At 73.3% G+C, this 14,104-nt stretch carries 13 protein-coding genes; 12 read left to right on the top strand and 1 reads right to left on the bottom strand.

What is annotated here, in order from left to right; translation table 11 throughout:
* The first annotated feature begins 68 nt into the window (after positions 1-68).
* The 5 genes from HEK131_RS01520 to HEK131_RS01500 all read left to right on the top strand — a co-directional run bounded on the left by HEK131_RS01520 (position 69) and on the right by HEK131_RS01500 (position 4,815).
* The gene (locus HEK131_RS01520) at positions 69-1,094 is read left to right on the top strand and encodes a LacI family DNA-binding transcriptional regulator (RefSeq protein ID WP_217461445.1); all 1,026 of its coding nucleotides are present in this window, start codon (positions 69-71) and stop codon (positions 1,092-1,094) included.
* A 101-nt stretch (positions 1,095-1,195) separates the two neighbouring features.
* Entirely contained in the window at positions 1,196-2,224 is a 1,029-nt protein-coding gene (locus tag HEK131_RS01515) for a S1C family serine protease (RefSeq protein ID WP_244333385.1), read from the top strand.
* 83 nt (positions 2,225-2,307) lie between these two features.
* Positions 2,308-2,541: a hypothetical protein gene (locus tag HEK131_RS01510; RefSeq protein ID WP_244333384.1), complete on the top strand. Its 234-nt coding sequence runs from the start codon at positions 2,308-2,310 to the stop codon at positions 2,539-2,541.
* Between the two features lie 91 nt (positions 2,542-2,632).
* The gene (locus tag HEK131_RS01505; protein WP_217461447.1) at positions 2,633-3,367 is read left to right on the top strand and encodes a response regulator transcription factor; all 735 of its coding nucleotides are present in this window, start codon (positions 2,633-2,635) and stop codon (positions 3,365-3,367) included.
* A gap of 8 nt (positions 3,368-3,375) precedes the next feature.
* Positions 3,376-4,815 (top strand): sensor histidine kinase, encoded by a 1,440-nt coding sequence (locus tag HEK131_RS01500; RefSeq protein ID WP_432215688.1) that lies wholly within the window; start codon positions 3,376-3,378, stop codon positions 4,813-4,815.
* A 3-nt stretch (positions 4,816-4,818) separates the two neighbouring features.
* On the opposite strand, the gene HEK131_RS01495 is transcribed toward HEK131_RS01500, so the two are convergent.
* On the bottom strand, positions 4,819-6,438 hold the full coding sequence (locus HEK131_RS01495) for an ABC-F family ATP-binding cassette domain-containing protein (RefSeq protein ID WP_244333380.1): 1,620 nt from the start codon (positions 6,436-6,438) through the stop codon (positions 4,819-4,821).
* A gap of 88 nt (positions 6,439-6,526) precedes the next feature.
* On the opposite strand from HEK131_RS01495, the gene mshD reads away from it, so the two are divergent.
* From mshD to HEK131_RS01460, 7 genes are all read left to right on the top strand, one after another.
* Positions 6,527-7,453 carry a mycothiol synthase gene (gene mshD, locus HEK131_RS01490; protein WP_244333378.1) on the top strand — a complete coding sequence of 309 codons (927 nt, stop codon included), beginning with the start codon at positions 6,527-6,529 and terminating at the stop codon, positions 7,451-7,453.
* Positions 7,454-7,557: 104 nt separating this feature from the next.
* Entirely contained in the window at positions 7,558-7,944 is a 387-nt protein-coding gene (locus HEK131_RS01485) for a GntR family transcriptional regulator (protein WP_244333377.1), read from the top strand.
* A complete protein-coding gene (locus tag HEK131_RS01480; RefSeq protein WP_217461451.1) occupies positions 7,941-8,825 on the top strand; it encodes an ABC transporter ATP-binding protein in 885 nt (294 codons plus the stop codon). The genes HEK131_RS01485 and HEK131_RS01480 overlap by 4 nt, the downstream gene beginning before the upstream one ends.
* Positions 8,822-9,772, top strand: coding sequence for an ABC transporter permease (locus HEK131_RS01475; protein ID WP_244333375.1), 951 nt, complete (start codon positions 8,822-8,824; stop codon positions 9,770-9,772). Before HEK131_RS01480 ends, HEK131_RS01475 begins: the two co-directional genes overlap by 4 nt.
* A 216-nt stretch (positions 9,773-9,988) precedes the next feature.
* A complete protein-coding gene (locus tag HEK131_RS01470; protein ID WP_244333373.1) occupies positions 9,989-12,241 on the top strand; it encodes an RNA degradosome polyphosphate kinase in 2,253 nt (750 codons plus the stop codon).
* Positions 12,222-13,262: a CHAD domain-containing protein gene (locus tag HEK131_RS01465; protein WP_244333371.1), complete on the top strand. Its 1,041-nt coding sequence runs from the start codon at positions 12,222-12,224 to the stop codon at positions 13,260-13,262. Before HEK131_RS01470 ends, HEK131_RS01465 begins: the two co-directional genes overlap by 20 nt.
* A 38-nt stretch (positions 13,263-13,300) precedes the next feature.
* On the top strand, positions 13,301-13,720 hold the full coding sequence (locus tag HEK131_RS01460; protein ID WP_244333369.1) for an NUDIX hydrolase: 420 nt from the start codon (positions 13,301-13,303) through the stop codon (positions 13,718-13,720).
* Positions 13,721-14,104: the final 384 nt, after the last annotated feature.

The raw sequence follows: 14,104 nt of genomic DNA, 5'->3' as shown, positions 1-14,104 counted from the left end.
GCCGCCGGCCTCGCATCCGCGCCACGAATGCCCTGCCCAGAGCGGGTCAATCCGCGTAGACTCCGCGCGTGGCGAAGGTGACTCGGGATGACGTGGCACGGCTGGCGGGTACCTCCACCGCCGTGGTCAGTTATGTCATCAACAACGGACCCCGGCCGGTCGCCCCGGCCACGCGCGAGCGTGTCCTCGCGGCCATCCAGGAGCTGGGGTACCGCCCGGACCGGGTGGCCCAGGCGATGGCCTCGCGGCGCACCGACCTGATAGGTCTCATCATCCCGGACGCCCGCCAGCCCTTCTTCGGGGAGATGGCGCACGCGGTCGAACAGGCCGCCTCCGAGCGCGGGAAGATGGTCCTGGTCGGCAACACCGACTACATCGCCGAACGCGAGGTCCACTATCTGCGGGCCTTCCTCGGCATGCGGGTCTCCGGTCTCATCCTCGTCTCACACGCGCTGAACGACCAGGCCGCCGCCGAGATCGACGCGTGGGACGCCCGCGTGGTGCTGCTGCACGAGCGCCCGGAGGCCATCGACGACGTCGCCGTCGTCACCGACGACCTCGGCGGCGCCCAGCTCGCCGTCCGCCACCTGCTGGAGCACGGCCACGACTACGTGGCCTGCATGGGCGGCACCGCCGACACCCCGGCCGTGGGCGACCCGGTCTCCGACCACGTCGAGGGCTGGCGCCGGGCGATGTCCGAGGCGGGCCTGTCGACGGAGGGCCGCCTCTTCGAGGCCCCTTACAACCGCTACGACGCCTACAAGGTCGCGCTGGAGATCCTGGCCGGGCCCCGGCGCCCGCCCGCGATCTTCTGCTCCACCGACGACCAGGCCATCGGCGTGCTGCGGGCCGCCCGCGAGCTGCGCCTCGACGTGCCGGGCGAGCTGGCGGTCGCCGGGTTCGACGACATCAAGGAGGCGGCGCTCGCGGACCCGCCGCTGACCACGGTGGCCTCCGACCGCCCGGCGATGGCCCGCGCGGCGGTCGACCTGGTGCTGGACGACGGCCTGCGCGTGGCAGGCTCCCGCCGGGAGCGGCTGAAGACCTTCCCCTCCCGCCTCCAGGTCCGCGGAAGCTGCGGCTGCGTGGGCTGAACCGCAGGTCACCGCAGGTCTCATCGGAACCGAACGAGGTTCTGCCGGGGTTCTCAGCCGGGGCTCAGGAAGCTCTCATGGTCGCGGGACATGCTCCTCGTATGACCGAGAGCACGCGCCGCACCGGCGGCCACGAGTACGAGCATCCGCAGGGGAGTCCCGCTCAGCCGTACGCGGCTCCCCTCGCGGCTGACGTGCACCCCGAGTGGCCGCCCCCGCCGGCCCACGCACCCGCGACAGGCAGCGGGCGGCGGCGCGAGCGTCCCGGCGGGCCGGTGACCCTGCTCGCGGCGGTCGCCCTGGTCGCGGCCGCGGTCGGCGGAGGCACCGCCTACGCCATCCAGCAGCTCACCGGGCACGACACCACCGCCACCGACACGGCCACCCCGGTGGTCGCGGCCGGCAAGAAGGGCGACGTGGCGAACATCGCCGCGGCGCTCACCCCGAGTGTGGTCGAGGTCAACGCGACCCTCGCGACCGGCTCGTCCACCGGCTCCGGCGTGATCGTCAGCGGCGACGGCGAGATCGTCACCAACAACCACGTCGTCTCCGGCGCCTCCTCGGTCAAGGTGCGCACCAGCGACGGCACCAGCCGCACCGCACGCGTGGTCGGCACCGACAGCTCCAAGGACCTGGCGCTGCTGCGGATGGAGGGCGCCTCGGGGCTGAAGGCCGCGCCGCTCGGCACCTCCTCGGGCGTCCAGGTCGGCGACACGGTCGTGGCGATCGGCTCCCCCGAGGGGCTGACCTCCACCGTGACCAGCGGCATCGTCTCCGCGCTCGCACGGGACGTGACCGTCTCCACCGACGAGGGCCGGGGCAGCCAGGGCCAGGGCGGCGACGAGCAGTGGCCGTTCCAGTTCGGCGGCCGTGAGTTCAACGGCGACACCGGCTCCTCCACCACCACCTACAAGGCCATCCAGACCGACGCCTCGCTCAACCCCGGCAACTCCGGCGGCGCCCTCATCGACGCCTCCGGCCGGGTCATCGGGATCAACTCCGCCATGTACTCCTCGGGTTCGCAGGCTTCCTCGTCCTCCGACGCGGGCAGCATCGGGCTCGGCTTCGCCATCCCGGTCGACACCGTCAAGGCCGACCTGGCGAAGCTGCGGGCAGGTTCCACGAGCTGACAGCACGTCTTCGAGCGCAACGCGGCACCGAGCAGCGCAGCACCGAGCAGCACCGAGCAGCACCGAGCAGCAGGGAGAACGTCATGATCAAGAACGTCTCGCACCAGGCCCCTGTCTCCGGACCGGCGAACGTCGCCGTCGCCCTCGAGGTGGCGCACGAGCTGCACACCCCCGACCCCACCCGCCGTCTGCCCGAACTGTCCACCCCCGCGCCCCAGCTCATGGGCCTGCGCACCTCCGCCGCCCGCCCGCACCGCCGCAAGGTGCCGCTGAACCGGCTCACCGCGCTGACCCGGTTGACCCCGGCCGGGGTCTGACCCCCGGCCTCGGACGCGGCGGAGCCGAAACGTGCGAGGCTTGAGCAGCGCCCCGTCCACGACCCACCGCACCCAAGAGGTACCGCGAGCGATGAGCCCCGCCGAAGGCGACCGTGACCCCCAGCGCATCCTGATCGTCGACGACGAACCGGCCGTGCGCGAGGCCCTGGAACGCAGCCTCGCCTTCGAGGGGTACGACACCCGGGTCGCCGTCGACGGAGCGGACGCGCTGGAGCAGGCCGGGGCCTACCGGCCCGACCTGGTCGTGCTGGACATCCAGATGCCGCGCATGGACGGTCTGACCGCCGCCCGCCGCATCCGGAGCACCGGGGACACCACCCCCATCCTGATGCTGACGGCCCGTGACACGGTCGGGGACCGGGTGACGGGGCTGGACGCCGGCGCCGACGACTACCTGGTCAAGCCCTTCGAGCTGGACGAGCTGTTCGCCCGCATCCGGGCCCTGCTGCGGCGCAGCTCGTACGCGTCGGGCGTGTCGGCCGAGGCCCGCGAGGACGAGGCGCTCACCTTCGGCGACCTGCGGATGAACCTCGCCACGCGGGAGGTCACGCGGGGCGGACGGCCGGTGGAGCTGACCCGCACCGAGTACACGCTGCTGGAGATGTTCATGGCGCACCCGCGCCAGGTGCTGACCCGCGAGCAGATCCTCAAGGCGGTGTGGGGCTTCGACTTCGAACCCACCTCCAACTCCCTCGACGTGTACGTGATGTACCTGCGCCGCAAGACCGAGGCGGGCGGCGAGCCCCGGCTCGTGCACACCGTCCGGGGCGTCGGCTACGCACTGCGGCCAGGCGGCGCCGAGTGAGGAAGCTGATGCGCCACTACCGGGCGCTGCCGATCCGGGCCCGGCTGGCCATGCTGGTCGCGGCGGCCGTCGCCTTCGCGGTGGCCGCGGTGTCGGTGACCTGCTGGTTCATCGTGCAGGGCAAGCTCTACAGCGAGATGGACGAGCGCCTGCAGAGCCTCGGGCGCCCGCTCAGCCCCGACCAGGTGACCACCCTGCTGCTGACCTGCCCGCGCTCCCCCGGCGTCGACGAGGGCCCGCCCTCCTTCCTCTACCTCCAGATCGTGACCGCCGAGGGCCGCACCTGCGTCACCCCCTACTCCGAGGGCACGGTGAAGGTCACCGCGGCGGACGTGGCCGCAGCGCGCAACGCCACGCTGGGCCGGCGCACCCTGCGCGACGGTGTGGACTCCGACGGGGACGACGTACGGGTGATGACCAGCGCCGTACCCGTGGGCGGGACACCCGGTTCGCAGGCGTACCCGGAGGTCGCCGTCATGGTGGCCTTCTCGCTGAAGGACACCCAGCGGACGCTGAGCGACCTCGCGCTGATCCTGCTGCTCGTCTCCGGGATCGGGGTCGTGGGCGCGGGCGCGGCCGGGCTCGCGGTGGCGCGGGCGGGCCTCAGGCCCGTGGACAAGCTGACCGAGGCCGTGGAGCACGTGGCCCGCACCGAGGACCTGGCCGTCCGTATCCCGGTGGCCGAGGACAGCGACGACGAGGTGGCCCGGCTCTCCCGCTCCTTCAACTCGATGACGACCGCGCTGGCCGGGTCCCGCGACCTCCAGCAGCAGTTGATCGCGGACGCCGGGCACGAGCTGCGCACCCCGCTGACCTCGCTGCGCACCAACATCGAGCTGCTGACCCGTAGCGAGGAGACGGGCCGCCCGATCCCGGCCGCCGACCGCAAGGCCCTGCTGGCCTCGGTGAAGGCGCAGATGACCGAGTTGGCCGCGCTCATCGGTGATCTGCAGGAGCTGTCCCGCTCCGAGGGGCAGCGCGGGGAGCGGGTGCAGGTGTTCTCCTTCCAGGAGACCGTCGAGGAGGCGCTGCGCCGGGCCCGGCTGCGCGGGCCGGAGCTGACGATCACGGCGGACCTGGAGCCCTGGTTCGTCCGGGCGGAGCCCTCCGCGCTGGAGCGCGCGGTGGTCAACATCCTCGACAACGCGGTGAAGTTCAGCCCCGAGGGCGGCACGGTCGAGGTCCGGCTGACCGACGGCGTGCTGACCGTACGGGACCACGGTCCGGGCATCCCGGCCGATGAACTCCCCTACGTCTTCGACCGGTTCTGGCGCTCCCCCAGCGCCCGCGCGCTCCCCGGCTCGGGCCTCGGCCTGTCCATCGTGGCCCGCACGGTCCAGCAGGCGGGCGGCGAGGTGACCCTCACCCGTGCCCCGGACGGCGGCACGGTCGCCACCGTCCGGCTGCCGGGTGCGCCGACGCCCCCGCCGGAGACCCACCAGGCGTAGGGCTCAGCGGGCGCGCTCCACCCGGCGCTCGTCCCACACCGGTTCCGGGGTCTCCCGGACCCGGCCGTCCGAGCCGAAGACCAGGTAGCGGTCGAAGGAGCGGGCGAACCAGCGGTCGTGGGTGACGGCCAGCACGGTCCCGTCGTACGCCTCCAGCGCCTCCTGGAGGGCCTCGGCGCTCTCCAGGTCGAGGTTGTCGGTCGGCTCGTCCAGCAGCAGGGCGGTGGTCCCCGCGAGCTCCAGCAGCAGGATCTGCAGCCGGGCCTGCTGGCCGCCGGACAGCCGCTCGAAGTTCTGCTCGGCCTGCCGGTCCAGCCCGTACCGGCGCAGGATCGACATCGCCGGGCCGCGGGCCTGGGAGTGCTCGGACCACAGGATGTCCAGCAGGGTGCGGCCGACCAGCTCGGGGTGGGCGTGGGTCTGCGCGAAGTGCCCCGGCACGACCCGCGCGCCGAGCTTCCACAGCCCCGAGTGCGCGATCTCTGCCCCGGCCAGCAGACGCAGGAAGTGCGACTTGCCGGAGCCGTTGGAGCCGAGGACCGCGACCCGCTCGCCGTAGAAGACCTCCAGGTCGAACGGCTTCATCAGCCCGGTCAGCTCCAGCGCCTCGCAGGTGATCGCGCGCACCCCGGTACGGCCGCCGCGCAGCCGCATCCGGATGTCCTGCTCCTTGGGCGGCTCGGGCGGCGGCCCGGCCTCCTCGAACTTGCGCAGCCGGGTCTGCGCGGCCGCGTACCGCGAGGCCATCTCATGGCTGACCGAGGCCGCCTGCTGGAGGGTGACCACCAGCTTCTTGAGCTGGGCGTGCTTCTCCGACCAGCGCCTGCGCAGCTCCTCGAAGCGGGCGAAGCGCTCGCGGCGGGCCTCGTGGTAGGTGGCGAAGCCGCCGCCGTGCACCCAGACGTCGGCGCCGCCCTCGGCGGGCTCCACGCTGACGATCCGCTCGGCCGAGCGGGCGAGGAGTTCGCGGTCGTGGGAGATGAACAGCACCGTCTTGCGGGTGGCCCGGATCTGCTCCTCAAGCCAGCGCTTGCCGGGCACGTCCAGGTAGTTGTCCGGCTCGTCCAGCAGCAGCACCTCGTCGTGGCCCCGGAAGAAGTACTCCAGCACCAGCCGCTTCTGCTCACCGCCGGACAGGGTGTTCACCTGGCGCCACTGGGCCTGGTCGTAGGGGATGCCGAGGGCGGCCGTGGTGCACATGTCCCACAGGGTCTCCGTCTCGTACCCCTGGGCCTCGGCCCAGTCGGAGAGGGCCTGGGCGTACGCCATCTGCGCGGCCTCGTCGTCCACGGTCATGATCGCGTGCTCGGCCTCGTCGACCGCCTTCGCGGCCGTGCGGATGCGCTTCGGGGCGACGGAGACGAGCAGGTCGCGCACGGTCGACTCGTCCCGGACGCCGCCGACGAACTGGGGCATCACCCCGAGTCCGCCGCTGACGCTCACCTTGCCGCCGTGCGCGTCGAGTTCGCCCGCGATGATCCGCAGCAGCGTCGTCTTGCCCGCGCCGTTCGGCCCGACCAGCGCGACGGCCGAGCCCTCGCCGACGCGGAAGGACACATCACCGAGCAGCGCCCGCCCGTCCGGCAGGTAGTACTCGATATGCGCGACGTCCAGATGTCCCATGCCCCGCATTCTCCCCGCTCGACCCGGCCGGGCGGAAACGAGATTCCTTCAGCGCCCGGCGCCGGGCGCGCGCCGTACCCTCGTACGCATGAGCAGCGACGACTCCGTACGGTCCTTCCCCGCCCGCTCCATCGAGACGCACGCCGCACTCACGCCCGGTCAGGCCGAGGCCGTGCTGGCCGTCCTCGCCGAGGCCGCCCGCGAGGACGGCCAGCAGCCGGTGTCCGAGCAGGGCCGGCTGCAACTGCGCGGCGGCGCCCGCGCGGGCGTCTCCCATCTGCTGCTGTACTCCGGGGACGATCTGGTCGGCTACGCGCAACTGGAGGACACCGACCCGGTGGAGGCGCCCGCCGCCGAGCTGGTCGTGCGTCCCGCGCACCGGGGCCGGGGACACGGGCGGGCGCTGGGCACCGCGCTCCTGGCCGCCTCCGGCAAGCGGCTGCGGGTGTGGGCGCACGGCGGGCATCCCGCGGCCCGGCATCTCGCGCAGGTGCTGGGGCTGACCCTGTTCCGCGAACTCCGGCAGATGCGGCGCCCGTTGACCGGCCTGGAACTGCCCGACCCGGTGCTGCCCCAGGGCGTGACGGTACGGGCCTTCGAGCCGGGCCGGGACGAGGAGGCGTGGCTCGCGGTCAACGCGGCCGCGTTCGCCCACCACCCGGAGCAGGGTTCGCTCACCCGGCGCGACCTGGACGACCGGGAGGCCGAGGCGTGGTTCGACCCGGCCGGGTTCTTCCTGGCCGAGCAGGACGGCGAACTGATCGGCTTCCACTGGACCAAGACGCACGCCGAGGAGGGGCTCGGCGAGGTGTACGTCCTCGGGGTGCGCCCCGGCCGCCAGGGCGACGGCCTCGGCAAGGCCCTCACCACGATCGGCCTGCGCCACCTGGCCGGCCAGGGCCTGCCCACCGCGATGCTCTACGTCGACGCGGACAACAAGGCGGCGGTCTCGGTCTACGAACGCCTGGGCTTCACCACCCACGAGACCGACCTGATGTACCGCACGGAGACGTGAACCCTGGTCCCTGTTCGCTGAGTTGAGGGGCGTCCGGACTTGACGGGCGCCCCTCTTCTACACCACCCTTCCACTACTCAATTAGTGAAAGGGTGGTTCAGCGCGTGGTCGAATACCGCATCGACCGGCACAGCGGGGTCGCCACCTACGTGCAGATCGTCCAGCAGACCAAACAGGCGCTGCGCCTCGGACTGCTGCGCCCCGGCGACCAGTTGCCCACCGCCCGCGAGGTCGTGGAGGCCACCGCCATCAACCCCAACACCGTCCTGAAGGCGTACCGCGAGCTGGAGCGGGAGGGACTGGTGGAGGCGCGGCGGGGCCTGGGCACCTTCGTCCGCCGCTCCCTCGGCGCCGCCCCGGCCGACTCGCCGCTGCGGGCCGAGCTGGAGGAATGGGCGGAGCGCGCGGTCCGGACCGGGTGGGACCGGGACGACATGGCGGCCCTCTTCACGGCCGTACTCGACAAGAGCTTCCAGGGAGAACGTTCATGAGCGACACCGCGATCGAGGCCGTCGGCCTCGGCAGACGGTACGGGCGGCGGGGTGGCTGGGCGCTGCGCGACTGCGCGTTCCGGCTGCCCGCCGGGCGGGTGTGTGCCGTGGTGGGCCCCAACGGCGCGGGAAAGAGCACCCTGTTCGCCATCGCGTCCGGCCTGCTGCGGCCGACCGAGGGCGAGTTGCGCGTCCTCGGCACCTCCCCGGCCGGGGCCCGGCCCCGCGTGGGCTACGTCGCGCAGGCCAAGCCGCTGTATCCGCAGCTCACGGTCGCCGAGACGCTGCGCATGGGCGCCGACCTCAACCCCGGCCACTGGGACGCGGCCGGCGCGGAGCGGATCGTCGCCGGGGGCGAGCTCGACCCCGGTGCCCGGATACGGTCCCTCTCCGGCGGCCAGCGCACCCGCGTCGCGCTCGCCCTCGCGCTCGGCAAGCGGCCCGAACTGCTGCTGCTGGACGAGCCGATGGCCGACCTCGACCCGCTCGCCCGGCACGACCTGATGGGCGTGCTGATGGGCACGGCAGCCGAGCACGGCACCACCATCGCCATGTCCTCGCACGTGGTCGCGGAGGTCGAGGAGTCCTGCGACCACCTGCTGCTGATCGGCTCCGGCCGGGTCCGGCTGGCCGGCGACATCGACGAGCTGCTCGCCGCCCACCTCCGCGTCTCCGGCTCCGCCGGGACCGAGGGACTGGCCGGGCACACGGTGGTCGAGTCCCGCACGACCGGCCGCCAGCTCTCCGCGCTGATCCGGCCGACGGGGCCCGTCCCGGGCGACTGGCGCACCGAGGCGCCCACCCTGGAGGACCTGGTCCTCGCCCACCTGCGCAGCCCGGGCGCGCCCGCGCTCACCATGACCGAGGAGTACGCCGCGTGAGCACCCTGACCGTTTCCGCCCGCTGGACGTTCCGTCTGCATCGGTGGGCGGTGGTCGTCTGGGCCGTCCTGGTGGTGTCGATCGGTGGGCTGCTGCTGTGGACGGCGGGCCCGCTCGCGGACGAGGCCGACCGCAGTTGGCGGCAAGCAGAGGCGTGCAGCAAGCTCAGCAGGTGCATGGTCGACATGGGCATGTTCCAGGCCATGTACGGCTTCATGACCGCCGCCGTGGTCCTGCTGCCGATCCTCGTGGCGGCATGGGCGGGCGCCACGCTGACCGCGCGGGAGCTGGAGTCGGGCACCGCGCTGATCGCCTGGACCCAAGGAGTCACTCCCGTGCGCTGGCTGGCGGTCCGGCTGGCGCTGCCCGCCGGGGTACTCACGGTGAGCGCGACGCTGCTGGTGGTCCTGCACCGGTACGCCTGGGCGGCGCCCGAGGACCGGACGGGCCCCTACAGCCGCTGGTGGGAGCCCTTCACCTTCCACGCCAACGGCCCCACGACCGTCACCGCCTGCCTGACCGCGCTCGCCGCAGGTGCACTGACCGGCCTGCTGGTCCGCCGCACGCTGCCCGCCCTGGGCATCACCGTGGCCGCCTCGGCGGTGCTGCTCGGCGGCGCCCACTGGCTCATGCCCCACCTCCAGACGCCCGTGACCGAGGTGGCGCCGTTCCGGAACGGCTATCCCGGCCTGTTCACCGGTGTCGAGCTCTCGTACGGCCTGGTCACCCGCACCGGCGCGCACATTCCCACCCCGGAGTGCCGCGCGACCAGCGGGGACGCCTGCCTGCGCCTCTACGAACAGCGCGGCGGCACAGGCTTCTACAACAGCTACCACCCCGAATCCCACTACTGGCCCCTCCAGCTCACCACCAGCGCCCTCCTGCTGGTCGTGACCGCGCTGCTCACCGTCGCCTGCTTCGCGGTGCTGCGGCGCCGTACCGGCTGACCGGCGGGGCGGTCCCCTGCGGGCCGCCCCCCGATTTCCCGGACGTCATGTGCCCGTAACCCTTGATTCAGAACCGCTTGCGACCCTCGGGCGATGGAACCCGTGGCCCCCGACTCCGAGCCGCGCCCCGAGAGGGCCGCGGGCGGCGCGTCCGTTCACCCGCTCCAGTTGAAAACAGACGCTGCCGTAACGCCCCTGGCGCGGAAGAATGGGTTCATGAGCCAGCGAGAAGCCCAGGTACCGGCCCACCCGTCCTCCGACACCGCCCTGCGGCCGCAGCCCCCCGTGGGCTCCATCGCCGCCCACCGCCCGCACACGGTCGCGGCGGCCGTCTCCGACCTGGAGCCCGATCTCGACGCCGATCTGGACGTGTACGAGGAGCGGGAAACCGGTGGCGCCCCGCTGCCGCAGGGCCGCTTCCTGGACCGGGAGCGGAGCTGGCTCGCCTTCAACGAACGCGTGCTGGAGCTGGCCGAGGACCCCACCACGCCGCTGCTGGAGCGCGCCAACTTCCTCGCGATCTTCGCCAGCAACCTGGACGAGTTCTTCATGGTCCGGGTCGCCGGCCTGAAGCGCCGTATCGCCACCGGCGTCGCCACCCGCTCCGCATCCGGGCTCCAGCCGCGCGAGGTGCTGGAGATGATCTGGGCCCGCTCGCGCGAGCTGATGGCCCGGCACGCCGCCTGCTACCACGAGGACGTCGCCCCCGCGCTCGCGGAGGAGGGCATCCACCTGGTCCGCTGGAGCGAGCTGACCGACAAGGAGCAGGCCCGCCTCTTCACGCTGTTCCGGCACCAGATCTTCCCCGTCCTCACCCCGCTCGCCGTGGACCCCGCGCACCCCTTCCCGTACATCTCCGGCCTCTCGCTGAACCTGGCCGTCGTGGTGCGCAACCCGGTCAGCGGCCACAAGCACTTCGCCCGCGTCAAGGTGCCGCCGCTGCTGTCCCGCTTCCTGGAGAGCAGCCCCGGCCGGTTCGTCCCCCTGGAGGACGTGATCGGCGCGCACCTGGAGGAGCTGTTCCCCGGCATGGAGGTGCTGGAGCACCACGCCTTCCGGCTCACCCGCAACGAGGACCTGGAGGTGGAGGAGGACGACGCGGAGAACCTGCTCCAGGCGCTGGAGAAGGAGCTGATGCGGCGCCGCTTCGGGCCGCCGGTCCGCCTGGAGGTCGAGGAGGACATCGACCGCGAGGTGCTCGACCTCCTGGTCCGCGAGCTGAAGATCTCCGAGTCCGAGGTCTACCCGCTGCCCGGCCCGCTCGACCTCACCGGCCTGTTCCGCATCCACAGCCTGGACCGGCCGGAGCTGAAGTACCGCAAGTTCGTCGCGGGCACCCACCGCGACCTCTCCGAGGTCGAATCCGCGTCCGCGCCGGACATCTTCGCCGCGCTGCGCCAGCGGGACGTGCTGCTGCACCACCCGTACGACTCCTTCTCCACCTCCGTGCAGGCGTTCCTGGAGCAGGCCGCGCAGGACCCGGACGTGCTGGCGATCAAGCAGACGCTGTACCGCACCTCCGGCGACTCGCCGATAGTGGACGCCCTGATCGACGCCGCCGAGTCCGGCAAGCAGGTCCTCGTCCTGGTCGAGATCAAGGCCCGCTTCGACGAGCACGCCAACATCAAGTGGGCGCGCAAGCTGGAGGAGGCGGGCTGCCACGTCGTCTACGGCCTGGTCGGCCTGAAGACCCACTGCAAGCTGTCGCTGGTGGTCCGCCAGGAGGGCGACGTCCTGCGCCGCTACAGCCACGTCGGCACCGGCAACTACCACCCGAAGACCGCCCGGCTGTACGAGGACCTGGGCCTGCTCACCGCCGACCCCCAGGTCGGCGCGGACCTCTCCGACCTCTTCAACCGGCTCTCCGGCTACTCCCGCCGCGAGACCTACCGCCGGCTGCTGGTCGCCCCCAAGTCGCTGCGGGACGGCCTGATATCGCGGATCGACAAGGAGATCCAGCACCACCGGGCGGGCCGTCCGGCCTTCGTCAAGATCAAGGTCAACTCCATGGTCGACGAGGCCGTCATCGACGCCTGCTACCGGGCGTCCCAGGCGGGCGTGCCGGTCGACGTCTGGGTGCGCGGCATCTGCGCGGTGCGGCCCGGTGTCGAGGGGCTGTCGGAGAACATCCGGGTCCGCTCGATCCTCGGCCGGTTCCTTGAGCACTCCCGCGTCTTCGCCTTCGGCAACGGCGGCGAGCCCGAGGTGTGGTTCGGCAGCGCCGACATGATGCACCGCAACCTCGACCGCCGGATCGAGGCCCTGGTCCGGGTCACCGACCCCAGCCACCGGGCGACCCTCAACCGCCTGCTGGACACCGGCATGTCCGACACCACCGCCTCCTGGCACCTGGGCCCCGACGGCGAGTGGACCCGGCACGCGACCGACGCCGACGGACACCCCCTGCGCAACATCCAGGAGATGCTCATTGACGCCCGGAGGCGCCGGCGTGGCACGACGACACCCTGACCCGCCCCGCCCGGAGCAGGTCCCGGCCCCCACCGGGGACGACCTCGCCGGGTATCTCCGGTCGCAGGCGACGGAGTTCCTGCGGGCGCTCCGGTCACACCGGGAGACCGGGAACGGGCTGGGCGGCGCGGAGGGTGCCGTCGACGCGGGGCGTGCGCTGCGCCGCTCCGCCCGCCGGATCAGCGCCGCCCTGCACACCTTCCGGGCGCTGCTGGACCCCGCCTGGGCGGACACCATGCGCCCGGAACTCGCCTGGGTGTCGGGCACCTTGGCGCTGGAGCACGCGCAAGGAGCCCGGCTGGACCGGCTGTTGCCGGCACTGCACCGCCTGTCGGGCTCGACTCCGCCGGCGGTACGGGCCGTCGCGCACGCCGGTGCACCGCGCACCGGCGCCCCCGCGCCCGGCACCGAGCGCGGCAGCCTCACCGTGGGCGCGGCCAAGGCGGGCGCCCTGCTGGAGCGCAGGCTCACCCTGGCCCGGACCCGCGCCCACTCCGCCGCGCTGGAGGCGCTGGGCTCCGCCCGCTTCCACGCCGTGGCCGACCGGGTCGCCCTGCTCGCCAGCGACGTCCCGCTCACCCCTGCCGCGTCCGGCACCGGCCTGGGCCCCCTGGCCGCCGCGGCCGAGGACCGCCTCGCGGGCGCCGTCGCCACCCTCCCCCTGGTCACCGCCGGGGACCCCTACAACGCGCAGGCCCTGGTCCACGGCCTCTCCCCCGACCCCGCCCCGCACCCCCAGGACGGCCCCTGGCACCAGGTCCGCCTACTGCTGCGCCTGCACCGCTACGCCCGCGAGATCCCCGGCACCGCCCTCCCCGACCCGCGCCTCCGCCCGGCCGCCGAGGCCCTGACCCGGCACCGCGACGCGGCCGAGGCCGCCGCCGAGGCCGCCCAGGCGGCCCGCACCCCCCGCATCACCCCGGCCACCGCCTACGCCCTCGGCGTCCTCCACGCCGACCAGCGCCACGAGGTGGAAGCGGCGAGATTCACCTTCCAGCAGACCTGGCAGCACACCCCCTGACCCAGCCGGGCCGTGCCGGCCCGCCCCCGGGAGCCCGCGTGAACGACACCCCGAAACCCATCCACGCCGCCGGCTGCGTCCTCTGGCGCCGGGCACCCGGCACCGGCGCCCTGGAGGTGTGCCTGGTGCACCGCCCCCGCTACGACGACTGGTCGCACCCCAAGGGCAAGCTCAAGCGCGGCGAGAGCGCGCTCGCGGCGGCCGTACGGGAGGTCAGGGAGGAGACCGGCCACGCGGCCGACCCGGGGGCCGAGCTGCCGACGCTGCGGTATCCGGTCGACGGGCGCCCCAAGCACGTGCGGTACTGGGCCGCCGAAGCCGTCTCCGGGGCCTTCGTGCCCAGCTCGGAGGTGGACCGGGTGCTGTGGCTGCCGCCCGCCGAGGCCCGTACCCGGCTGACCCACCCCCGCGACCGGGACCTGCTCGACGCGCTCACCCAGCGCCTCGAACACCACTGAAAGCCCGGGCAAAGAACACGGGGAGCGCACGCCGGAGCGTTCACACTCCCCCGAGGTGCCCCTCCGCGTCCGTCCTTGCCTGGCTGCGCGCCCGGCGTGCGGGACCGCGCCAGCCGCAACTGCACCGGGCCACGCAGAAGCGTCCCTGCTCGGCCGTCTCCGTGCGGTGTTCCCGCGCCCCCTGGGGGCCCTCCTCCGACGCCACGGCGCCACGCTACCGGCCGCGCGCCGGGGCGTGTCCGGAGCCCCTCGTCCCCGCCTCGGCGGTCCTCCGGGGACCGGACAGCGCGTGACGGCACTCCCTACCCGTCGTTAACCGGGAAGACAGGGGGCCAGTGACGGACATAACCGGCTGGGGGTAAGGCGGGCCATGGATCGGTGGCA

Origin of the sequence: Streptomyces seoulensis, from assembly GCF_022846655.1 — a bacterium.
In the GTDB taxonomy this organism is placed as follows: domain Bacteria; phylum Actinomycetota; class Actinomycetes; order Streptomycetales; family Streptomycetaceae; genus Streptomyces.
The sequence above is the reverse complement of the archived record's forward strand: the minus strand, read 5'-3'. Positions and strand labels throughout refer to the sequence as shown.